Genomic DNA, 20,181 nt, shown 5'->3' with positions numbered 1-20,181 from the left:
GTGAAAACGAAAAAAGCGACCCTAAGGTCGCTTTTTTCGTTGCTTCGAGGTGTTCAGGGCCTCGAGGCGAAGATGGCGCAGCGGACGGGACTCGAACCCGCGACCCCCGGCGTGACAGGCCGGTATTCTAACCGACTGAACTACCGCTGCGTATCGCTTGGGCTTGCGCCCGGTGAAACCTGTTTTGCCTGCTTACTGGCCAGAGGCACAGTTTTATCAGGCACAAAAAAAGCGACACGTTGATCGCTCTTTTTGTTGCTTCGAGGCGTTCAAGGGGCCTCGAAGCGAAGATGGCGCAGCGGACGGGACTCGAACCCGCGACCCCCGGCGTGACAGGCCGGTATTCTAACCGACTGAACTACCGCTGCGTATCATTCAGGCTTGCGCCCGATTGAAACTGGGATCGACCTCAGGCATATTTGCCTTTCGGTCTCAGACCGGTGCAAGGCACCCATCTGTTACTAAAAAGTGGCGCAGCGGACGGGACTCGAACCCGCGACCCCCGGCGTGACAGGCCGGTATTCTAACCGACTGAACTACCGCTGCGCATAGTGGCTTATCAGGCCTTGTTCCTCTCTGGCGGTCGGCTTCTTTCGAAGCGTCTTGCGTCAGGAACGCTCAGGAAGTGGTGGGTGATGACGGGATCGAACCGCCGACCCTCTGCTTGTAAGGCAGATGCTCTCCCGGCTGAGCTAATCACCCCCGCGATGTTGCTTGTTGCGTTTGCTTCGCTGAGGCCGCGAAATTTACGCAGGTACCGATGCTAAGTCAATACCCCCATTGAATTTTTTTCAAAAAAGGCAAAAAAGCGGTTTCCACACCCTGTGCCATTTGGGTTGTTCCTGTTGGCGTGTTCAAGGGTAAGCCTGCTGCCATCGCTACACCACTGGCATAGGCGCCACCGAAAAAACAAAAAAGGGGCCTTCTCGGCCCCTTTCCTTTACAACTCATAGTGTTACAGCTCAGGTGTAGATCATCTTGCGGCTCATGCCGCCATCGACCACAAACTCCTGGCCGGTGACGAACGCCGCTTGCCGCGACAGCAGCCAGGCCACCATCGCCGCAACGTCTTCCACCGTCCCTACCCTGCCCGTCGGGTGCTGGGCATGGTCGGCTTCGGTCAACGGCTCGGCACGGCGCTGGGAAGGGTCACGCGCATCGATCCAGCCCGGGCTCACCGCATTCACGCGAATCTCCGGGCCCAGGCTCATGGCCAAGGCATGGGTCAAAGCCACCAGGCCGCCCTTGCTCGCCGCGTAGGCCTCGGTGTCAGGCTCGGATTGCCGCGCACGGGTCGAGGTCAGGTTGACGATCGCCCCATTGTGCGCACGCAGGTACGGCGCACAATGCTTGGCCAGCAGCATCGGGCCATTGAGGTTGACCGCCAGCACCCGGTTCCATTGCGCCAGGCTCAGGCTTTCCAGCGTCTGGTTATGCGGGTTGGCGATCGCTGCATTGCACACCAGCGCGTCCAGCCGCCCGAACTGCCCCAGTACCTCGGACACCCCGGCACTGACCTGCGCCTCGTCGGCAACGTCCATGGTGATGAACCAGGCGTTGTCACCCAACGCCTTGGCTACCTTGGCCCCACGCGGGCGGTCCAGGTCGCTTAGCACCACCTGCCAGCCTTCACAGATCAACCAGGCGGCAATCCCCAAGCCGATACCGCGAGCGGCACCGGTCACCAGGGCTACCCGACCGTTATGGCCCGGTGCACCGCCTCTGATTTCAATCACAGTGCCGCCAACCCGCGTGCAAGGTCAGCCTGCAGGTCAGCGACATCTTCCAGGCCCACGGCAACGCGGATCAGGCTGTCGCGGATACCCGCCGCTTCACGCTCCTGCGGCGACAGACGGCCGTGGGAGGTGGTGGCCGGGTGGGCGATGGTGGTCTTGCTGTCGCCCAGGTTGGTGGTGATCGAGATCATCCGCGTGGCGTCGATAAAGCGCCAGGCGCCCTCTTTGCCACCCTTCACCTCAAAGCTCACCACGGCGCCAAAGCCGCTCATCTGGCGCTTGGCCAGCGCGTGCTGCGGGTGGCTTGGCAGGCCGGCGTAATGCACTTTCTCGATGCCGTCCTGCTGCTCCAGCCATTCGGCCAGTACCTGGGCGCTCTCGCAGTGCGCACGCATGCGCAAACGAAGGGTTTCCAGGCCTTTGGTGAAGATCCAGGCGTTGAACGGGCTGAGGGTCGGGCCTGCGGTACGCAGGAAGCCCACCACTTCTTTCATCTGCTCGCTACGCCCCGCCACCACGCCGCCCATGCAACGGCCCTGGCCGTCGATGAACTTGGTCGCCGAGTGGAACACGATGTCAGCGCCAAGCTTGAGCGGCTGCTGCAGCGCCGGGGTGCTGAAGCAGTTGTCCACCACCAGCATGGCACCACCGGCGTGGGCGATTTCACTGAGGGCGGCGATATCGACCAGCTCGGCCAACGGGTTGGACGGCGACTCGACGATCAGCAGCTTGGTATTGGCCTTGATGGCCTTTTCCCAACCGCCAAGGTCGACCAGCGGCACGTAGTCCACCTGCACACCAAAGCGTTTGAAGTACTTCTCGAACAGGCTGATGGTCGAGCCGAACACGCTCTGCGATACCAGTACATGGTCGCCCGCGCTGCACAGCGACATCACCACCGCCAGGATTGCCGCCATGCCGGTGGAGGTGCCCACGGCCTGTTCGGCGCCTTCCATGGCCGCCAGGCGCTCCTCGAAGGCGCGCACGGACGGGTTGGTGTAACGCGAATAGACGTTACCCGGCGCTTCGCCAGCAAAGCGTGCCGCCGCATCGGCGGCCGTACGAAACACATAGCTGGAGGTCAGGAACATCGCTTCGCTGTGCTCGCCCTCCGGTGTACGGTGTTGCCCGGCGCGCACCGCCAGGGTGTCGAAACCGACACCCTCGAGGTCACTGTCCAGGCGCCCGGCATCCCATTGATCCGTCATGCCGTCGCTCCCTAATCAGTTGTTGTAGAGGTCGATGATCGCGCTGACCGCCTGGGTCTTCACCTTGGCCAGGTCATTACGGGCCTGCTCGATACGCTCGAGGTAGGCCGCGTCGATGTCGCCGGTGACGTACTCACCGTTGAACACCGCGCAATCAAAGTGCTCGATCTTGATCTTGCCGCCACCGACCGATTCGATCAGGTCAGGCAGGTCCTGATAGATCAGCCAGTCGGCGCCGATCAACTCGGCCACCTGGTCGGTGGTGCGGTTGTGGGCGATCAGTTCGTGAGCACTCGGCATGTCGATGCCGTAGACGTTGGGGTAGCGCACCGCAGGGGCTGCAGAGCAGAAGTAGACGTTTTTGGCGCCCGCTTCGCGGGCCATCTGGATGATCTGCTTGCAGGTGGTGCCGCGCACGATCGAGTCGTCCACCAGCATCACGTTCTTGCCGCGGAATTCCAGCTCGATGGCATTGAGCTTCTGGCGCACCGACTTCTTGCGTGCGGCTTGGCCGGGCATGATGAAGGTACGGCCGATGTAGCGGTTCTTGACGAAGCCTTCGCGGAATTTGACGCCCAGGTGGTTAGCCAGCTCCAGGGCCGCAGTGCGGCTGGTGTCCGGGATCGGGATGACCACGTCGATGTCGTGCTCTGGGCGTTCGCGCTGGATCTTCTCGGCCAGCTTCTCACCCATGCGCAGGCGCGCCTTGTACACCGAGACGCCGTCCATGATCGAGTCCGGGCGGGCCAGGTAGACGTGTTCGAAGATGCACGGCTGCAGTTTCGGGCTCTTCGCGCACTGTTTGGTGTACAGCTGGCCTTCTTCGGTGATGTACACCGCTTCGCCCGGCGCCAGGTCGCGAATCAGGGTAAAGCCGAGCACGTCCAGGGCGACGCTTTCGGAAGCGATCATGTACTCCACGCCTTCGTCGGTGTGGCGCTGGCCGAACACCACTGGGCGAATACCGTTCGGGTCACGGAAACCGACGATACCGTAGCCGGTGACCATCGCCACCACCGCGTAGCCACCGACGCAACGGCTGTGCACGTGGGAAACTGCAGCGAACACGTCTTCTTCGGTTGGCTGCAGCTTGCCGCGCACGGCCAGCTCGTGGGCGAACACGTTCAGCAGCACTTCCGAATCGGAGTTGGTGTTGACGTGGCGCAGGTCGGACTCGTAGATCTCCTTGGCCAACTGCTCGACGTTGGTCAGGTTGCCGTTGTGCGCCAGGGTAATGCCGTACGGCGAGTTGACGTAGAACGGCTGGGCCTCGGCCGAGGTCGAGCTGCCCGCGGTCGGGTAGCGCACGTGGCCGATGCCCATGTGGCCCACCAGGCGCTGCATGTGGCGCTGCTGGAAGACGTCGCGCACCAGGCCATTATCCTTGCGCAGGAATAACCGGCCGTCATGGCTGGTCACGATACCGGCAGCGTCCTGGCCGCGGTGCTGGAGGACCGTAAGCGCGTCATACAGCGCCTGATTGACGTTCGACTTACCGACGATACCGACGATGCCACACATGCGACGCAACCCCTACTTTGACGAAACTTGAGTGAATAGCGCTCAGGGCTTTGCAGGCCCGAGCAACTGTTCCTTGAACGGGAGATCAGCCGGTGTGCTGATCACCCCACTGGACATCCACTGGCTGGTGAAACCGAGAATCAGGTTTTTCGACCAGTCAGCGACCAAGAGAAATTGTGGTATCAGGCGTGATTCCTGCCACCAGGTGTCTTGTTGAACCGGCCCCAGGCTGAGCAGCCCGATGGCCACCACCACCAGCAAAGCCCCCCGCGCGGCGCCGAAGGCCATGCCGAGGAAACGATCGGTGCCGGACAGCCCGGTCACGCGGATCAGCTCGCCGATGAGGAAGTTGATCATGGCCCCCACCAGCAGGGTGGCGACAAATAGAATGGCGCAACCGGCGATGGTACGCATCGACGGTGTCTGGATATAGCTTTCAAGATACACCGAGAGCGAGCCACCGAACATCCAGGCAACCGCACCGGCAATGATCCAGATGAGCAAGGACAAGGCTTCCTTGACGAAGCCGCGCTTGAGACTGATCAGTGTGGAGACGGCGATGATCGCAATGATCGCCCAATCAACCCAGGTAAATGCCACGGTGCCGCCTACAGACGTTTGAGGCGGCGCATTTTATCAGAGCAGCGGGCTGGGAGTAAGCGGAATGTCGGGCCGATCAGCAACTGCGCGATACCTGTGGGAGCGGACCGCGCTGGCACCATCAACCGCGTTCAGGCTGGAAACGCACCACGAAGCCTTTGAGGCTGTGCTTGCGGTTGATTGCATCACGCACACGCTCGGCCTCGGCGCGTTCGATCAGCGGCCCGACATACACCCGGTTCATACCGCCTGCAGAGCGGATGTAGGCGTTGTAGCCCTGGCTGCGCAAGGTCTGCTGAAGGCTTTCTGCCCCCGCGCGGTTGGACAGGCTGGCCAGCTGGATGGACCAACTCACCGGCAACCCATTGACGTCGATTTTGGACGGCGTTGCGGGCTTGGCTACTGCGACGGCAGGCGCCGGCGCAGCGGCGGGCTTGGTTTCCACCTTCTGTGCGGGCACTGACGGCTTGGCGGCCTGGGCCTGGGTCTGTGGCGACGGCGTGATCGGCTGGCTTGGCGTGCTCGCTGGCGCAGTAGCCTCGTCGATCACTACCGGGGGCTGCTGTGGCTCCTCAGGAATGACCTGAGGTTCCGGCACGGCGACCGGCTCCACCTTCACCTCGGGCAGGCTCGGCATGGCCGGTGCCTGCGGGGCTTCAACCCGTACCTGGCGCATCTCGTCCTCGCGGGTGAACAGCATCGGCAGGAAGATCACCGCCAGCGCCACCAGCACCAACGCACCGACCATGCGCTGTTTCATCCCTTTATCCAGCACTGCCATCTACTCAACCCTCCGGGGCCTGCCGCGCCAACCACTCCAGGGCCTGGGCGACACAGAAAAACGAACCGAACAGCAGGATCTGGTCATCCGCCGTCGCCTGCGCGCATTGCCCTTCGAGGGCGGCGTCGACGCTGGCATAAGACTTCACCGAGGCGCCGAGGTTCGTCAAGGCATTCGCCAGTTCTGCGGCCGGACGGCTGCGAGGTGTATCCAGTGGTGCCACCGCCCAGTCATCGACCAGCCCCTGCAAGGGTTCGACAACGCCCTGCAGGTCCTTGTCAGCGAGCAGGCCGAACACCGCCAGGCGGCGCCCCTTAGGCGGTCGAGCGGCCAGGCGCCGCGCCAGGTAGGCGGCGGCATGCGGGTTATGCCCCACATCCAGCAGCAACTCCACCGGCGTGCCCTGCCAGTTCAGTTGGCGGCGATCGAGGCGCCCGGTGATGCGGGTATCGAGCAATGCCTGGCGGATTTGCCCGGCATCCCATGGCAGGCCCATCAACAAATAGGCCTGCAGGGCCAAGGTGGCGTTTTCCATGGGCAGGTCGAGCAATGGCAGATCGCGCAGCTCTACCCGGCCACCTTCGGCCGTGGTCCCGCGCCAGTGCCAGGCAGCGTCGCTGCTTGCCAGGTCGAAATCACGGCCACGCAAGTACAACGGCGCTGCCAGCTCCTGTGCCTTGTCCAGCAAGGGCTGCGGCGGGTCGAGGTCGCCACACAGCGCCGGCTTGCCGGCGCGGAAGATACCGGCCTTCTCGAAGGCGACGCACTCACGGGTATCACCCAGGTAGTCGACATGGTCGACGCCGATACTGGTTACCAGCGCCAGGTCGGCATCGACCACGTTCACGGTGTCCAGACGGCCACCGAGGCCCACTTCGAGCACCACGGCATCCAGCTTCGACTGGTAGAACAACCAGAACGCCGCCAGGGTGCCCATCTCGAAATAGGTCAGGGAAATTTCGCCCCGCGCCGCCTCGACGGCGGCGAAGGCATCGCACAGGCGCTCATCACTGGCCTCCTGGCCATCGATGAGCACCCGCTCGTTGTAACGCAACAGGTGCGGCGAGCTGTACACGCCAACCTTGAGCCCCTGGGCACGCAGCATCGCAGCGACGAAGGCACAGGTGGAGCCTTTGCCATTGGTACCGGTGACGGTTACCACGCGCGGCGCCAGCTTGCCCAGCGCAAGGCGGGCAAGCACGTTCTGCGAACGTTCCAGGCCCATGTCGATGGCCGATGGATGCAACTGTTCGAGGTAGGCGAGCCATTCGCCCAGGGATCTTTGTTTCATCACGCGACCGCAGCCGCCTCACGTGCCTGCTCCGGAGTTTGCTGGCCGGTCATCTGCGCCAGCAGGCGGGCCAGACGCGGGCGCAGCTCGCCACGGGAGATGATCAGGTCGATGGCGCCATGCTCCAACAGGAACTCGCTGCGCTGGAAGCCTTCTGGCAGCTTCTCGCGCACGGTCTGCTCGATCACGCGGGGGCCGGCAAAACCGATCAGTGCCTTTGGCTCGCCGACAATGACGTCGCCGAGCATCGCCAGGCTGGCGGAAACGCCGCCGTAGACCGGGTCGGTCAACACCGAAATGAACGGGATGCCTTCTTCACGCAGGCGCGCCAGCACGGCCGAGGTCTTGGCCATCTGCATCAGCGAGATCAGCGCTTCTTGCATGCGCGCACCGCCAGAGGCCGAGAAACAGACCATCGGGCAGCGGTTTTCCAGGGCGTAATTGGCGGCGCGCACGAAACGCTCACCGACGATGGCACCCATGGAGCCGCCCATGAAGGAGAATTCGAACGCACTGACCACGATTGGCATGCCCATCAGGGTGCCGCTCATGGAGATCAGGGCGTCTTTCTCGCCGGTCTGCTTCTGCGCACCGGTGAGGCGGTCCTTGTACTTCTTGCCATCGCGGAACTTCAGGCGGTCGACCGGCTCCAGCTCGGCGCCCAGTTCGGCACGGCCTTCGGCGTCGAGGAAGATGTCGATACGCGCACGTGCGCCGATGCGCATGTGGTGGTTGCACTTGGGGCAGACATCCAGGGTCTTTTCCAGCTCCGGACGATACAGCACGGCCTCGCAAGCCGGGCACTTGTGCCACAGGCCTTCAGGCACCGAGCTCTTTTTCACCTCGGAACGCATGATCGAAGGGATCAGTTTGTCGACTAACCAGTTGCTCATGCTTTCTTTCTCCAGTATCGGCGGGCGGGGGCCAGCGTGACCGGCCTGCCCTGCCCTTGAGCTCAATATCTTTTATGAAACGATGATGGACCGGCCGCCGGGGCTTCCTGCGCGCCGCTCCACCGTTAATGTATTGTTCGACCGTCGCACCGACGGCCGCCCCGTTGGGGCTGCGATAGCTATGGACGATGGTGCGCCGCCAACCGTCACATCCACTGTCACGCCTGTTTCACCGCGCGCATGAAGGCTTCGATCTTCGCCGCATCCTTGATGCCCTTGGCCTGTTCCACCCCGCCGCTGACATCCACCGCATAAGGCCGCACCTGGGCAATGGCCTGGCCGACATTCTGTGCAGACAACCCACCGGCAAGGATGATCGGCTTGCTCAGGCGTGCCGGCACCAGCGACCAGTCGAAGGCCTCGCCAGTGCCCCCAGGTATGCCGGGCACGTAGGTGTCCAGCAGCACACCCCGGGCGCCAGCGTAAAGCCGACAGGCCGCCTCCAGGTCATCGCCTGGGCGCACCCGCAGGGCCTTGATCCAGGGGCGGTTGTAACCCTCACAGTCTTGCGGGGTTTCGTCGCCGTGGAACTGTAGCAGGTCCAGCGGAACCACTTCGAGGATCTCGTTCAGCTCGCAGCGCGAGGCGTTGACGAACAGCCCGACCGTGGTCACGAATGGCGGCAGCTCGGCAATGATCGCACGCGCCTGGCGCACGTCCACGGCGCGCGGGCTCTTGGCGTAGAACACGAAGCCGATGGCATCAGCCCCCGCCTCGGCGGCAGCCAGCGCGTCTTCGATGCGGGTAATACCGCAGATCTTGCTGCGAACGTTGCTCATGGACTGCGAACCCTGCTATTGCGGTGAAAGGCCGGATGTTAGCAAATGACTTTTCGTCCGTCAGTCAGCCAATGCCTCATAGCCGGTCAAAAAGTGTGGGCCGATGTAACGCTTGGGCAATTGGAAGGCTTCGGGGTATTCCACTTGCACCAGGTACAGGCCGTACGGATGCGCCGTCACCCCGCCTTCACGGCGATTGCGCCCCTCCAGCACCTCACGTGCCCAGGTGGCTGGCCGCTCGCCCGCGCCAATGGTCATCAAGACACCGGCGATGTTACGCACCATGTGGTGCAGGAACGCCGTGGCACGCACGTCCAGCACGATCATCTGGCCATGGCGGGTAACGCGCAGGTGATGGATGTGCTTGATCGGCGACTTGGCCTGGCACTGGCTGGCGCGGAAGGCGCTGAAGTCGTGGGTGCCCAGCAGGAACGCGGCGGCTTCGGCCATGCGTTCGACATCCAGCGGGCGGTGGTTCCAGGTCACCTCCTCGGCCAGGTGTGCCGGGCGGATCGGGTCGTTGTAGATGACGTAGCGGTAACGCCGCGCCGTGGCCTTGAACCGGGCGTGGAAGTCTGACGGCATCGGGCGCGACCAGACCACACTGATGTCGTGGGGCAGGTTGAAATTGGTACCCAGGGTCCAGGCGCGTTCGTCGCGGATGGCGCGCGTATCGAAATGCACGATCTGCCCGCAGCCGTGTACCCCGGCGTCGGTGCGCCCGGCACAGATCACCGAGATAGGCTCGTTCGCCACTTTCGACAAGGCCTGCTCGAGGGCTTGCTGGACGCTGGGCACACCACTGGCCTGGCGCTGCCAGCCGCGATAGCGCGAGCCCTTGTATTCCACGCCCAGGGCGATACGGGAGTAGCCTTCGGCCGCGGATTCGGCGGCGGTGTCGATGATGTCCAAGAGCATGAAACCTGTGGTGAATACGCAATGGCGGGATTATAACGACAACGGCAGCCCTGTTGGGCTGCCGTTGGGGGTAACGCCTGTCATGGCCCTGTCGCCGACACGCCGGCGACAACGCTTCAGCAGTAGAATCAGACCAACCGGGACAACAGCTCCTCGGCTTCCTGACGCTGGGTCCCGTCGCCATCCTTGACCACTTCATCAAGGATGTCACGCGCCCCCTGGTGGTCGCCCATGTCGATGTAGGCACGCGCCAGGTCGAGCTTGGTGGCCACTTCGTCACTGCCAGAGAAGAAGTCGAAGTCCAGGTCATCCAGCGGCTCGGGCTCCGGCTGCGCCACTGCATCCTCAGTGGTGAAGTGCGGCTCCAGCGAAGGCGACTCGAGGTTCTGCGACAGCTTGTCCAGCTCTGCGTTGACGTCGTCCAGCTCCGAAGCAAAGCTTTTCGCGGCCGGCGAATCGTCGTCCAGCGACAGCGACAGGTCGAAATCGGACGGCAGGTCGAGCTCGGAGATCGGCTCGAACTCCGGCACGCTGTCGAAGGCGGCCAGTTCGGCGGCGACATCCACCGGGGTTTCATCGGCGACAGCCGGGGCAACCGGCTCGCTGACATCAAGGTCGAAGTCGTCCAGGTCCGCAACCGGCTGCGGCTCGGCCTGCGCCAGCATCGCTTCGAAATCAGCATCGGCTTCGGCTTCGGCTTGCAGCTCGGCATCCACGACGGCCGGCTGTTGCTCTACCTGCACCTCGTCCAGTACGGGCTCATCCGGCACCGATTCATCCAGTACAGTCTCGTCCAGTACCGGCTCGTCCAACAGCGGCGCTGCCAGTGGATCTTCCTCGGGCAGGTCTTCGTCAAGGCTCAGATCGAAGGCGCTGTCCAGGTCCGATTCCTCAAGCGAAGGCATTTCGCTAAAGGCCTCGGTTTCAGGCTCGACGATGTCATCCAGCGCTGCCTCAGCGACCGAATCGGGCTGCTCCAGTACCGCTGGTTCGTCTTCTGGCTCAGGCTCAAGCGCTTGCTCTGCCATGCCCTCGGAAACAACGTCTTCAACCACCGGTGCCTCAGGCGGGTCCTGCAGCAGGCCCTGCACGTACTGCTCATCCATTTCAGCAGCCAGCGCTGCCGCGCCCAGACCGGCGGCGGCCACACCCAGCATGGCTGGGAAGCGGCCTTTGATTTCCTGAACCTGAGCCACGTTCTGTTCGGTGGCCGGCAGCACACGCTCCTGCTCGACGAACGCACTGTGATCACCCTGGCGGGCATACACTTCCATCAGCTTCAGGCGCAGCTCATCACGGCCGGGCTCTGCGGCGAGGGCGGTTTCGAGCAGCTCGGCGGCATGATTCAGACGGCCGCTTTCAACGCTCTGCTCGACCTCGGCCAGCAGCGCGGCAGTGGCGTCGGGCTCAAGCACAGGCTCGGTGACCGGGGCCGCAGGTTTTTCCGCGGCGGCGGCAGCTGCGGCGGAGGCCGCGACCACGGCTGGCGACAGCGTGACGCTCGGTGCCGTAACATCCAGGCCTTCAAAGCTGTCGGAGGCCATGTCCAGCCCCGCACCCTGCTCTTCCTCAGCCAAGGCCCGCGCCATGCGCAGGTGTTTCTCTGCCTCTTCCTGAGCCTTGCGCTTGCGCATCAAGAGCACCAGCAGAAGCAGCAGCACGAGGAACGCAGACCCTGCAATCAGCCACAGCATCAAGGGGTTGCCGAGCACATCGTCGAAGGCGCCGCGCGGCTGGGCAGCCGGCGCAGCATTGGCGGCAGGCACGTTTTTCGGCGCGGTGTCGACAGCGGCCGGCGCAGGCTTGACCACTGGCTGGGCATTTGCCGCCGGTTTCGTGGGTGCTGGCTCGCCTGGCAGCGCGGCGGCGACCGGGGCCGTGCCGGCTGCGCCCTGGGCTTCAAGGCGGGCCAGTTGGTTGTTCTTCAACTCGATCAGACGCTGCAGCTTGTCCAGCTGGCTCTGCAAGTCTGCCATGCGGCTCTTGAGCTCATCGTTGTCACGGCGGCTGGTGTCGAGGCTTTCCTGGGCCACGGCCAGCTTGTCATTGAGCGCCTTGGCCTGCCCTGCGCCAGCCTGGTTGCCGGGGCTGACCAGGCGCAGGTTGTCACCTTGGGCAATGCGCTCCGGCGCCGCGTCGGCAGCACCACGGCGGGTGGCGTCGAGCTGGCGGGCACGCGGCCCCAGGCGCCGGCCCTCACGCCAGGCCGCATACTGCTCGGCCACGTCGCGAACCGCTTCGCCCTGAGGGATGTTCTGCACCTGTTGCTGATCGGGCAGGCGCAGTACCTGGCCAACCTTCAACTGGTTGATGTTGTTGCCAATGAAGGCGTCCGGGTTCAGCGCCTGGATCGCGATCATGGTCTGCTGTATCGAACCGCCCTGGCTGTTGCGCGCGGCAATCTGCCACAAGGTGTCGCGGCGCTGGGTGGTGTAGTTGCTCGCACCCGTCACCGCCGGCGCCACATTGGCCGCCGCCGGTTGCTTGCCCTGCGCCTTGGCCTGGTCGAGCAGGACGCTGTAGTCGCGCAGCAGTCGCCCTTGCGGCCACATCACCTGGACCAGGAACTTGACCACCGAGCCCGGCAGCGGCTGGCTGGAAGTGACGCGCAGCACGCTCCTGCCGTTGGGGTTGATCACCGGTGTGAACGTCAGGTCTTCGAGGTAAGTCGGAAAGGCCACCCCCGCCTTGCTGAACTCTTCCGGCGGCGCCAGGCTTGGCGCCACCTCGGCGGCAGTGAGGTCGCGCACATCGAGCAATTCGATCTCGGCGTCCAGCGGCTGATTCTGTGCCGACTTGAGAGTCAGCTCCCCCAGGCCCAGGGCATTGGCCATACCCGACGACAGCGCCGAGGCAGCCGCCATGGCCAGAACCAGTTTGCGAATTCGAAGCATGACCTCTTCCCTTGTATGAATCGTCCCGAAACCTGCATGCAGAGCAGGACAAAAGTGCTCGCAGTATCTTTTACAGCCTGTCTTTAATCAACAATTGTGCCACCTGCACAGCATTGAGCGCCGCGCCCTTGCGCAGGTTGTCGGTGGTCAGCCAGAGGTTGAGCTGCTGGTCTTCATCGACACCATGGCGTACACGACCAACATAGACCACGTCTTGGCCTACTGCGTCACCAACCGGGGTCGGATAATCGTCGCGTTCCACCAACTCGACGCTGTCGGCAGACTCCAGGGCCTGGTTGACCGCAGCCAGGTCGACCGGGCGACGGCTCTGCACAGCCACACTGAAGCTATCGCCGAAAAACACCGGGACTTGAACGCAGTTCACCGAAATCTTCAGTTCAGGCTGCCCGAGCAGCACGCGCAATTCGCTGACCAGGCGCCGCTCCAGCGCGGTGTGGCCCTGTTCGTCGGCGGCGCCGACCTGGGCCAGCAGGTTGAACGCCATCTGGCGGTCGAAGAAGCGCGGCTCCAGGGGGCGGGCGTTGAGCAGCTCGGCGGTCTGCCGGGCCAGTTCGCTGACCGCTTCGCGCCCCTGCGCGGACACCGCCAGCGCGGCCATCACCTGAACCCGTTCGATGTCCAGCAAGCCTTTGAGCGGTGCCAGCGCAACGGCCAGGGCAACGGCTGCGCTGCTAGGGCTGGCAATGCGTGCAGGCAGCGTCAAGCCGGCAAGGCGTTCGGCATTGGCTTCAGGCACCACGGCAAGGGCATCGTCCAGGCCGGCGGACAGGTCGATGACCGTGCAGCCTGCCTGCAGGGCCTTGCTGGCGAAGCTGCGGCTGACCGCCGCGCCTGCGGCGAAGAAGGCCAGCTTGACCTGGGCGAAATCGAAGCTGTCCACTTCGCGGACTTTGAGCTTTTTGCCGGCGAACATCACGCTGCTGCCTGCGGACTCCATGCTGGCCAGCAGGTGCAAGGTGGCGACCGGGAACGCCAGTTCTTCGAGAATCTGTACCAGGGTTTCACCGACGCTGCCGGTGGCGCCGACGACGGCGATATCGAGAGAAGGGTTCATGCTACGGGCTGCCTCAGGCGAAACGGGGAGCGGCACTTTACTCGCATTGCCCCGACGAGGCCAACACAGCCATTCGTTTGCCACCAGGCGTAACCCACCATAAAAAAACCCGCGCTGTCGCCAGCGCGGGTTTTCGGTCAAACCAGAGCGATCAACGCTCCAGCAGAATCCGCAGCATGCGGCGCAGCGGTTCGGCGGCGCCCCACAGCAGCTGGTCACCCACGGTGAACGCACCCAGGTACTGCGAGCCCATGTTCAGCTTGCGCAGGCGACCCACCGGAATGTTCAAGGTACCGGTGACCTTGGTCGGGGTCAGCTCTTGCATGCTGATCTCTCGCTGGTTCGGCACCAGCTTCACCCATGGGTTGTGCTGGCTGATCATGCCTTCGATGTCGGCCAGCGGCACGTCCTTGTTCAGCTTGATGGTCAGCGCCTGGCTGTGGCATCGCATGGCGCCGATGCGCACGCAGATACCGTCGACCGGGATCGGGTTCTTGAAACGACCGAGGATCTTGTTGGTTTCGGCCTGGGCCTTCCACTCTTCACGGCTCTGCCCGTTCGGCAGCTCCTTGTCGATCCACGGAATCAGGCTGCCGGCCAGCGGCACACCGAAGTTCTCGGTGGGGAACGCTTCACCGCGCATGGTCTCGGCAACCTTGCGGTCGATGTCCAGAATGGCGCTGGCCGGGTTGGCCAGGTCATCGGCCACGGCCGCGTGGGTGGCGCCCATCTGCTTGATCAGCTCACGCATGTTCTGCGCGCCGGCACCGGAAGCTGCCTGGTAGGTCATGGCGCTCATCCACTCGACCAGGCCGGCCTCGAACAGGCCGCCCAGGCCCATCAGCATCAGGCTGACCGTGCAGTTGCCGCCAATGTAGTTCTTGGTGCCGGCATCGAGCTGCTGGTCGATGACCTTGCGGTTGACCGGGTCGAGGATGATGACCGCGTCATCCTGCATGCGCAGGGACGAGGCGGCATCGATCCAGTAACCCTGCCAGCCAGCTTCACGCAGCTTGGGGAAGACCTCGTTGGTGTAGTCGCCGCCCTGGCAAGTCAGGATCACGTCGAGGGTCTTGAGTTCTTCAATCGAATACGCGTCCTTGAGCGGAGCTGTATCCTTGCCCACGTTCGGGCCTTGGCCACCGACATTGGAGGTGGTGAAGAACACCGGCTCGATAAGGTCGAAATCCTGCTCCTCCAGCATCCGCTGCATGAGCACGGAACCGACCATACCGCGCCAACCGATCAGACCTACACGTTTCATCGCAACTACACCTTTGCTAAAAGTGGGCCGCCACCGACCAAAAACGGTGGCGGGCCAGAGAGATTACAGATTCCGCAGCGCTGCGACTACTGCGTCGCCCATTTCCTGCGTGCCTACTTTGTCGCAGCCGGCCGACCAGATGTCACCGGTGCGCAAACCTTGGTCCAACACCAGGCTGACGGCCTGCTCGATGGCCTCTGCTGCAGCCTGCTGGTTGAAGCTGTAACGCAGCAGCATCGACACCGACAGGATGGTCGCCAGCGGATTGGCGATGCCCTGGCCGGCGATGTCTGGCGCCGAGCCGTGGCACGGCTCGTACATGCCTTTGTTGTCGGCATCCAGCGACGCCGAAGGCAGCATGCCGATGGAACCCGTCAGCATGGAAGCTTCATCCGACAGAATGTCACCGAACATATTGTCGGTCACTACCACGTCGAACTGCTTGGGCGCGCGGACCAACTGCATGGCAGCGTTGTCGACATACATGTGGCTCAGTTCGACATCCGGGTAGTCCTTGGCCACGTCTTCGACCACTTCGCGCCACAGCTGGCTCGAAGCCAGGACGTTGGCCTTGTCCACCGAACACAGCTTCTTGCCGCGCACACGGGCCATGTCGAAACCGACGCGGGCAATACGGCGCACTTCGCTTTCGCTGTAGGGCAGTGTGTCGTAGGCCTGGCGCTCGCCACCTTCGAGTTCACGCTGACCACGTGGCGCACCGAAATAGATGCCACCGGTCAGCTCGCGGACGATGAGGATATCCAGGCCCGAGACGATTTCTGGCTTGAGCGAGGACGCATCGGCCAGTTGCGGGTAGAGGATGGCCGGGCGCAGGTTGGCGAACAGGCCCAGTTGCGAGCGAATTTTCAGCAAGCCACGCTCAGGGCGGATGTCACGCTCGATCTTGTCCCATTTCGGGCCGCCCACGGCGCCCAGCAGCACGGCATCGGCCTGGCGCGCACGCTCCAGGGTCTCGTCAGCCAGCGGCACGCCATGCTTGTCGATGGCCGCGCCACCGATCACGTCGTGCGCCAGGCTCAGGCCCAACTGGAACTTGTCGTTGGCCAGCTCCAGCACCTTGACCGCCTCGGCCATGATTTCCGGGCCGATGCCATCACCTGGGAGAATCAGAATCTGCTTGCTCATGCTTTCCTCTATCCATTCAAGCGCTGCGGCCAGCTCGGCCGCAGCGAAATAAACTCAGCGCTCGGCCCACAACACGATGACATCGGTGCTGAACGAGCCGTCGGCTTCAATCTGATAATACTGCCGCACTTCTTCACCCATGGCTTGCTGCAATTGGCGTATGGCCACACGCAGCGGCTCGGGCGTGCGCATGCGCTCTACCCACGAGCTCCACTCCAGGCGCAGGCGCTGACGCGTGTGGCTACGGGCGTGCAGGCCGGCTTCGCTGACCTGGCGCTGCCACTCGGCGGCAGAATAATCGCGCACGTGGCTGGTGTCGCGCAGCACTTCGACCGTTTGCAGGTAGGTGTCGAGCAACGGGCTGCCGGGTGACAGCACATCGATGAACGCCGCCACCCCACCCGGCTTCAGCACGCGGCGCACTTCGCGCAGGGCCAGGCCCAGGTCGCTCCAGTGGTGCGCCGAGTAGCGGCTGAAGACGAAGTCGAACGAGGCGTCGGCGAACGGCAGGCGCTCGGCGGCACCGCATTCGGTGGTGATATTGCCCAGGCCACGCTCGGCAGCGGCACTGGCGACCACGTCGAGCATCGACTGCGACAGGTCGTAGGCGACCACTTCCGCCACCAGAGGCGCGACGTGGAAACTGACATGACCGGCACCACAGCCCAAGTCCAGTACACGCGCCTCGGCATGGCCTGCCAGCTCGGCTTGCAGCAGGGCGAATTCAGTGCCCTGGGCATGTACCGCGCTGCTGAGGTAGGCGCTGGCCTGTTCGCCGAACTGGCGTTGGACCACATCGGTGTGGGTGGTGCTGGTCATGGGGCAATCCTTTTGGTGTTGTGTTGCCTATGCAGGCTTCGCCGGCGAACCCGCTCCCACATCGGCAGCGTTGCCAATGTGGGAGCCGGTCAATCAGGCATCCCGGAACAGCCAGGGCTGGCTGGCGCGGTGCTTGCCTTCGAAGGCTTTGATCGAATCGCTGTCCTGCAAGGTCAAGCCGATGTCGTCGAGGCCGTTGAGCAGGCAGTGCTTGCGGAAGGCATCGATCTCGAAGTGCAGCACCTTGCCATCAGGACGGGTCACGGCCTGGGCTTGCAGGTCGACGGTCAACTGATAGCCAGGGTTGGCTTCCACCTGCTTGAACAGCTCGTCGACTTCCTCATCGCTCAAGATGATCGGCAACAGACCGTTCTTGAAGCTGTTGTTGAAGAAGATGTCGGCAAAGCTCGGTGCGATGACACTGCGAAAGCCGTATTCATCCAACGCCCAGGGCGCGTGCTCGCGGCTGGAGCCGCAACCGAAGTTCTCCCGCGCCAACAACACGCTGGCACCCTGGTAGCGTGCGTGGTTGAGCACGAACTCCTGGTTCAGCGGGCGCTTGCTGTTGTCCTGGTAGGGCTGGCCCACATCCAGGTAACGCCACTCGTCGAACAGGTTGGGGCCGAAGCCAGTGCGCTTGATCGACTTGAGAAACTGCTTGGGAATGATCTGGTCGGTGTCGACGTTGGCACGGTCCAATGGCGCGACAAGGCCGGTGTGCTGGGTAAAGGCTTTCATGCTGCGCTCCCTTGGATCAACTCGCGTACATCGATGAAGTGGCCCGTCACCGCGGCGGCGGCAGCCATGGCCGGGCTGACCAGGTGGGTACGGCCACCGGCACCCTGACGGCCTTCGAAGTTGCGGTTGGACGTCGAGGCGCAGTGCTCGCCACTTTCCAGGCGGTCCGGGTTCATCGCCAGGCACATCGAGCAACCCGGTTCACGCCACTCGAAACCGGCTTCGAGGAAGATCTTGTCGAGGCCTTCACGCTCGGCCTGCGCCTTAACCAAGCCCGAGCCCGGAACGACAATGGCCTGCTTGACGGTGGCAGCGACCTTGCGGCCCTTGGCAATTTCGGCTGCGGCGCGCAGGTCTTCGATCCGCGAGTTGGTGCAGGAGCCGATGAATACGCGGTCGAGCTGGATATCGGTGATCGCCTGGTTGGCGGTCAGGCCCATGTACTTCAAGGCACGCTCGATCGAGCCACGTTTGACCAGGTCGGCCTCGGCGGCCGGGTCCGGCACGCGCTGGTCAACCGCCAGCACCATCTCGGGCGAAGTGCCCCAACTGACCTGCGGCTTGATCTGCGCGGCGTCCAGCTCGACCACGGTGTCGAACACCGCGTCGTCATCGGAAACCAGGTCTTGCCAAGACGCTACCGCTTGCTCCCACTGCTCGCCCTTCGGCGCGTAGGGGCGACCTTCAACATAGGCAACGGTGGTGGCATCGGTCGCCACCAAGCCGACACGGGCACCAGCCTCGATCGACATGTTGCAGATGGTCATGCGGCCTTCCATGGACAAACCACGGATAGCGCTGCCGGCAAATTCCATGGCGTGGCCGTTGCCACCCGCGGTGCCGATCTTGCCGATAATGGCGAGGACGATGTCCTTGGCGGTGACACCGGCAGGCAATTGGCCTTCGACGCGCACCAGCATGTTCTTCATCTTCTTGGCGACCAGGCACTGGGTAGCGAGCACGTGCTCGACCTCCGAGGTGCCGATGCCGTGGGCCAAGGCGCCAAATGCACCGTGGGTGGAGGTGTGCGAGTCGCCGCAGACCACGGTCATGCCCGGCAAGGTAGCGCCCTGCTCCGGGCTGATGACGTGGACGATGCCCTGGCGCTCGTCGTTCATCTTGAATTCGACGATACCGTACTCGTCACAGTTTTCGTCGAGGGTCTGCACCTGCAGGCGCGACACCTGGTCGACGATGGCCTCGATACCGCCCTTGCGCTCTGGCGTGGTCGGCACGTTGTGGTCGGGCGTGGCGATGTTGGTGTCGATGCGCCATGGCTTGCGGTTCGCCAGGCGCAGGCCTTCGAAGGCCTGGGGCGACGTCACTTCGTGGATGATGTGTCGGTCGATGTAGATCAAGGACGAGCCGTCATCACGGCGCTTGACCTCATGGGCTTCCCAGAGTTTGTCGTAGAGCGTTTTGCCAGCCATCAGACTGTTCCTCATCAGCGTCTTTCTATGCCAAAGACCCCTTGGCTTGTACGGACGATGCTATGGCGATAGATTGAATAACTCAAATTCATAATTTTCATGCTTTGCATAACCATCAGGAATCAGAGAGATGGACCTGGCCAACCTCAGTGCTTTTATCGCCATTGCCGAAACCGGCAGCTTCTCCGGGGCCGGCGAACGCCTGCACCTGACCCAGCCTGCCATCAGCAAACGCATCGCCGGCCTTGAGCAGCAATTGGACGTGCGCCTGTTCGACCGGCTGGGGCGTGAAGTGACCCTGACCGAAGCCGGTCGGGCGTTGCTGCCACGGGCCTATCAAATACTCAATGTGCTCGATGATACTCGACGCGCACTGACCAATTTGACGGGACAGGTGAGCGGTAGACTGACCCTGGCCACCAGCCACCATATCGGCTTGCACCGCTTGCCTCCGCTTCTAAGGGCCTTTACCCGGCAGCACCCCTCGGTGGCACTGGATATTCAGTTCCTGGATTCAGAAGCGGCCTACGACGAGATTCTCCATGGCCGCGCTGAAATTGCCGTCATCACCCTGGCACCCGAGCCCCACCACCTGATCAAGGCGATCCCGGTCTGGAACGACGCCCTGGACTTCGTGGCGGCACCGGAGCACCCACTGGCCAGCAACCACGCGGTCAGCCTGGCCGATGTCGCCCGCCACCCGGCGGTGTTCCCGGGCGGCAACACCTTTACCCACCACATCGTCCAGCGCCTGTTCGAAAGCCAGGGGCTGACGCCGAACATCGCCATGAGCACCAACTACCTGGAAACCATCAAGATGATGGTTTCCATTGGCCTGGCCTGGAGCGTGCTGCCCCGCACCATGCTCGACGATCAGGTTGCACCTATCGCTTTACCCGGCATACAGCTGTCGCGCCAGCTAGGCTACATACTGCACACGGAGCGAACGCTATCGAATGCGGCGAGGGCCTTCATGGCCCTGCTCGACAGTCACGCAGGGTCCGCCTGACCGGTCGTCAGTTCGGCAT

17 protein-coding genes and 4 tRNA genes are annotated in these 20,181 nt (G+C 63.3%); 1 reads left to right on the top strand and 20 read right to left on the bottom strand.

The window, feature by feature from the left end; translation table 11 throughout:
* Positions 1-73 precede the first annotated feature (73 nt).
* From HU766_RS04345 to leuC, 20 genes are all read right to left on the bottom strand, one after another.
* Positions 74-150 (bottom strand) — tRNA-Asp (locus tag HU766_RS04345).
* Between the two features lie 141 nt (positions 151-291).
* Positions 292-368, bottom strand: a tRNA-Asp gene (locus tag HU766_RS04340).
* A gap of 101 nt (positions 369-469) precedes the next feature.
* Positions 470-546 (bottom strand) — tRNA-Asp (locus HU766_RS04335).
* Positions 547-626: 80 nt separating this feature from the next.
* Positions 627-702 (bottom strand) — tRNA-Val (locus HU766_RS04330).
* A 260-nt stretch (positions 703-962) separates the two neighbouring features.
* Positions 963-1,736 (bottom strand): SDR family oxidoreductase, encoded by a 774-nt coding sequence (locus HU766_RS04325; RefSeq protein ID WP_186653879.1) that lies wholly within the window; start codon positions 1,734-1,736, stop codon positions 963-965.
* Positions 1,733-2,944, bottom strand: coding sequence for an O-succinylhomoserine sulfhydrylase (locus tag HU766_RS04320; protein WP_186653877.1), 1,212 nt, complete (start codon positions 2,942-2,944; stop codon positions 1,733-1,735). The genes HU766_RS04325 and HU766_RS04320 overlap by 4 nt, the downstream gene beginning before the upstream one ends.
* Positions 2,945-2,959: 15 nt before the next feature.
* Positions 2,960-4,465, bottom strand: coding sequence for an amidophosphoribosyltransferase (gene purF / locus HU766_RS04315; protein WP_033700529.1), 1,506 nt, complete (start codon positions 4,463-4,465; stop codon positions 2,960-2,962).
* Between the two features lie 42 nt (positions 4,466-4,507).
* On the bottom strand, positions 4,508-5,065 hold the full coding sequence (locus tag HU766_RS04310) for a CvpA family protein (RefSeq protein WP_033700530.1): 558 nt from the start codon (positions 5,063-5,065) through the stop codon (positions 4,508-4,510).
* A 121-nt stretch (positions 5,066-5,186) separates the two neighbouring features.
* Positions 5,187-5,846 (bottom strand): SPOR domain-containing protein, encoded by a 660-nt coding sequence (locus HU766_RS04305; RefSeq protein ID WP_186653875.1) that lies wholly within the window; start codon positions 5,844-5,846, stop codon positions 5,187-5,189.
* Positions 5,847-5,850: 4 nt separating this feature from the next.
* Positions 5,851-7,137, bottom strand: coding sequence for a bifunctional tetrahydrofolate synthase/dihydrofolate synthase (gene folC / locus HU766_RS04300; RefSeq protein ID WP_186653873.1), 1,287 nt, complete (start codon positions 7,135-7,137; stop codon positions 5,851-5,853).
* Positions 7,137-8,030: an acetyl-CoA carboxylase, carboxyltransferase subunit beta gene (gene accD / locus HU766_RS04295; protein WP_033700534.1), complete on the bottom strand. Its 894-nt coding sequence runs from the start codon at positions 8,028-8,030 to the stop codon at positions 7,137-7,139. The genes folC and accD overlap by 1 nt, the downstream gene beginning before the upstream one ends.
* Before the next feature lie 218 nt (positions 8,031-8,248).
* Positions 8,249-8,869 (bottom strand): phosphoribosylanthranilate isomerase, encoded by a 621-nt coding sequence (locus HU766_RS04290; protein ID WP_186653871.1) that lies wholly within the window; start codon positions 8,867-8,869, stop codon positions 8,249-8,251.
* 60 nt (positions 8,870-8,929) lie between these two features.
* On the bottom strand, positions 8,930-9,787 hold the full coding sequence (gene truA / locus HU766_RS04285) for a tRNA pseudouridine(38-40) synthase TruA (protein WP_033700536.1): 858 nt from the start codon (positions 9,785-9,787) through the stop codon (positions 8,930-8,932).
* Positions 9,788-9,915: 128 nt separating this feature from the next.
* On the bottom strand, positions 9,916-12,681 hold the full coding sequence (locus HU766_RS04280) for a FimV/HubP family polar landmark protein (protein WP_186653868.1): 2,766 nt from the start codon (positions 12,679-12,681) through the stop codon (positions 9,916-9,918).
* A gap of 70 nt (positions 12,682-12,751) precedes the next feature.
* Positions 12,752-13,756, bottom strand: a complete 1,005-nt coding sequence (locus HU766_RS04275) for an aspartate-semialdehyde dehydrogenase (protein WP_186653865.1) — start codon at positions 13,754-13,756, stop codon at positions 12,752-12,754.
* A 151-nt stretch (positions 13,757-13,907) separates the two neighbouring features.
* Entirely contained in the window at positions 13,908-15,020 is a 1,113-nt protein-coding gene (gene asd, locus HU766_RS04270; protein WP_186653863.1) for an aspartate-semialdehyde dehydrogenase, read from the bottom strand.
* 63 nt (positions 15,021-15,083) lie between these two features.
* Entirely contained in the window at positions 15,084-16,166 is a 1,083-nt protein-coding gene (gene leuB / locus HU766_RS04265; protein WP_186653861.1) for a 3-isopropylmalate dehydrogenase, read from the bottom strand.
* 54 nt (positions 16,167-16,220) lie between these two features.
* Positions 16,221-16,985: a class I SAM-dependent methyltransferase gene (locus HU766_RS04260; protein ID WP_047583559.1), complete on the bottom strand. Its 765-nt coding sequence runs from the start codon at positions 16,983-16,985 to the stop codon at positions 16,221-16,223.
* Positions 16,986-17,078: 93 nt separating this feature from the next.
* Positions 17,079-17,723: a 3-isopropylmalate dehydratase small subunit gene (leuD, locus tag HU766_RS04255; RefSeq protein ID WP_186653858.1), complete on the bottom strand. Its 645-nt coding sequence runs from the start codon at positions 17,721-17,723 to the stop codon at positions 17,079-17,081.
* Positions 17,720-19,153 carry a 3-isopropylmalate dehydratase large subunit gene (gene leuC / locus HU766_RS04250; protein ID WP_033700545.1) on the bottom strand — a complete coding sequence of 478 codons (1,434 nt, stop codon included), beginning with the start codon at positions 19,151-19,153 and terminating at the stop codon, positions 17,720-17,722. The genes leuD and leuC overlap by 4 nt, the downstream gene beginning before the upstream one ends.
* Before the next feature lie 130 nt (positions 19,154-19,283).
* Between leuC and HU766_RS04245 the strand changes: the two genes are divergently transcribed.
* Entirely contained in the window at positions 19,284-20,162 is an 879-nt protein-coding gene (locus tag HU766_RS04245) for a LysR family transcriptional regulator (RefSeq protein ID WP_186653856.1), read from the top strand.
* Positions 20,163-20,181 lie beyond the last annotated feature (19 nt).

It is taken from the genome of Pseudomonas sp. SWRI77, assembly GCF_014269105.1.
GTDB lineage: Bacteria > Pseudomonadota > Gammaproteobacteria > Pseudomonadales > Pseudomonadaceae > Aquipseudomonas > Aquipseudomonas capeferrum.
Note: the sequence above shows the minus strand (reverse complement) of the source record. Positions and strands in the feature narration are given on the sequence as shown.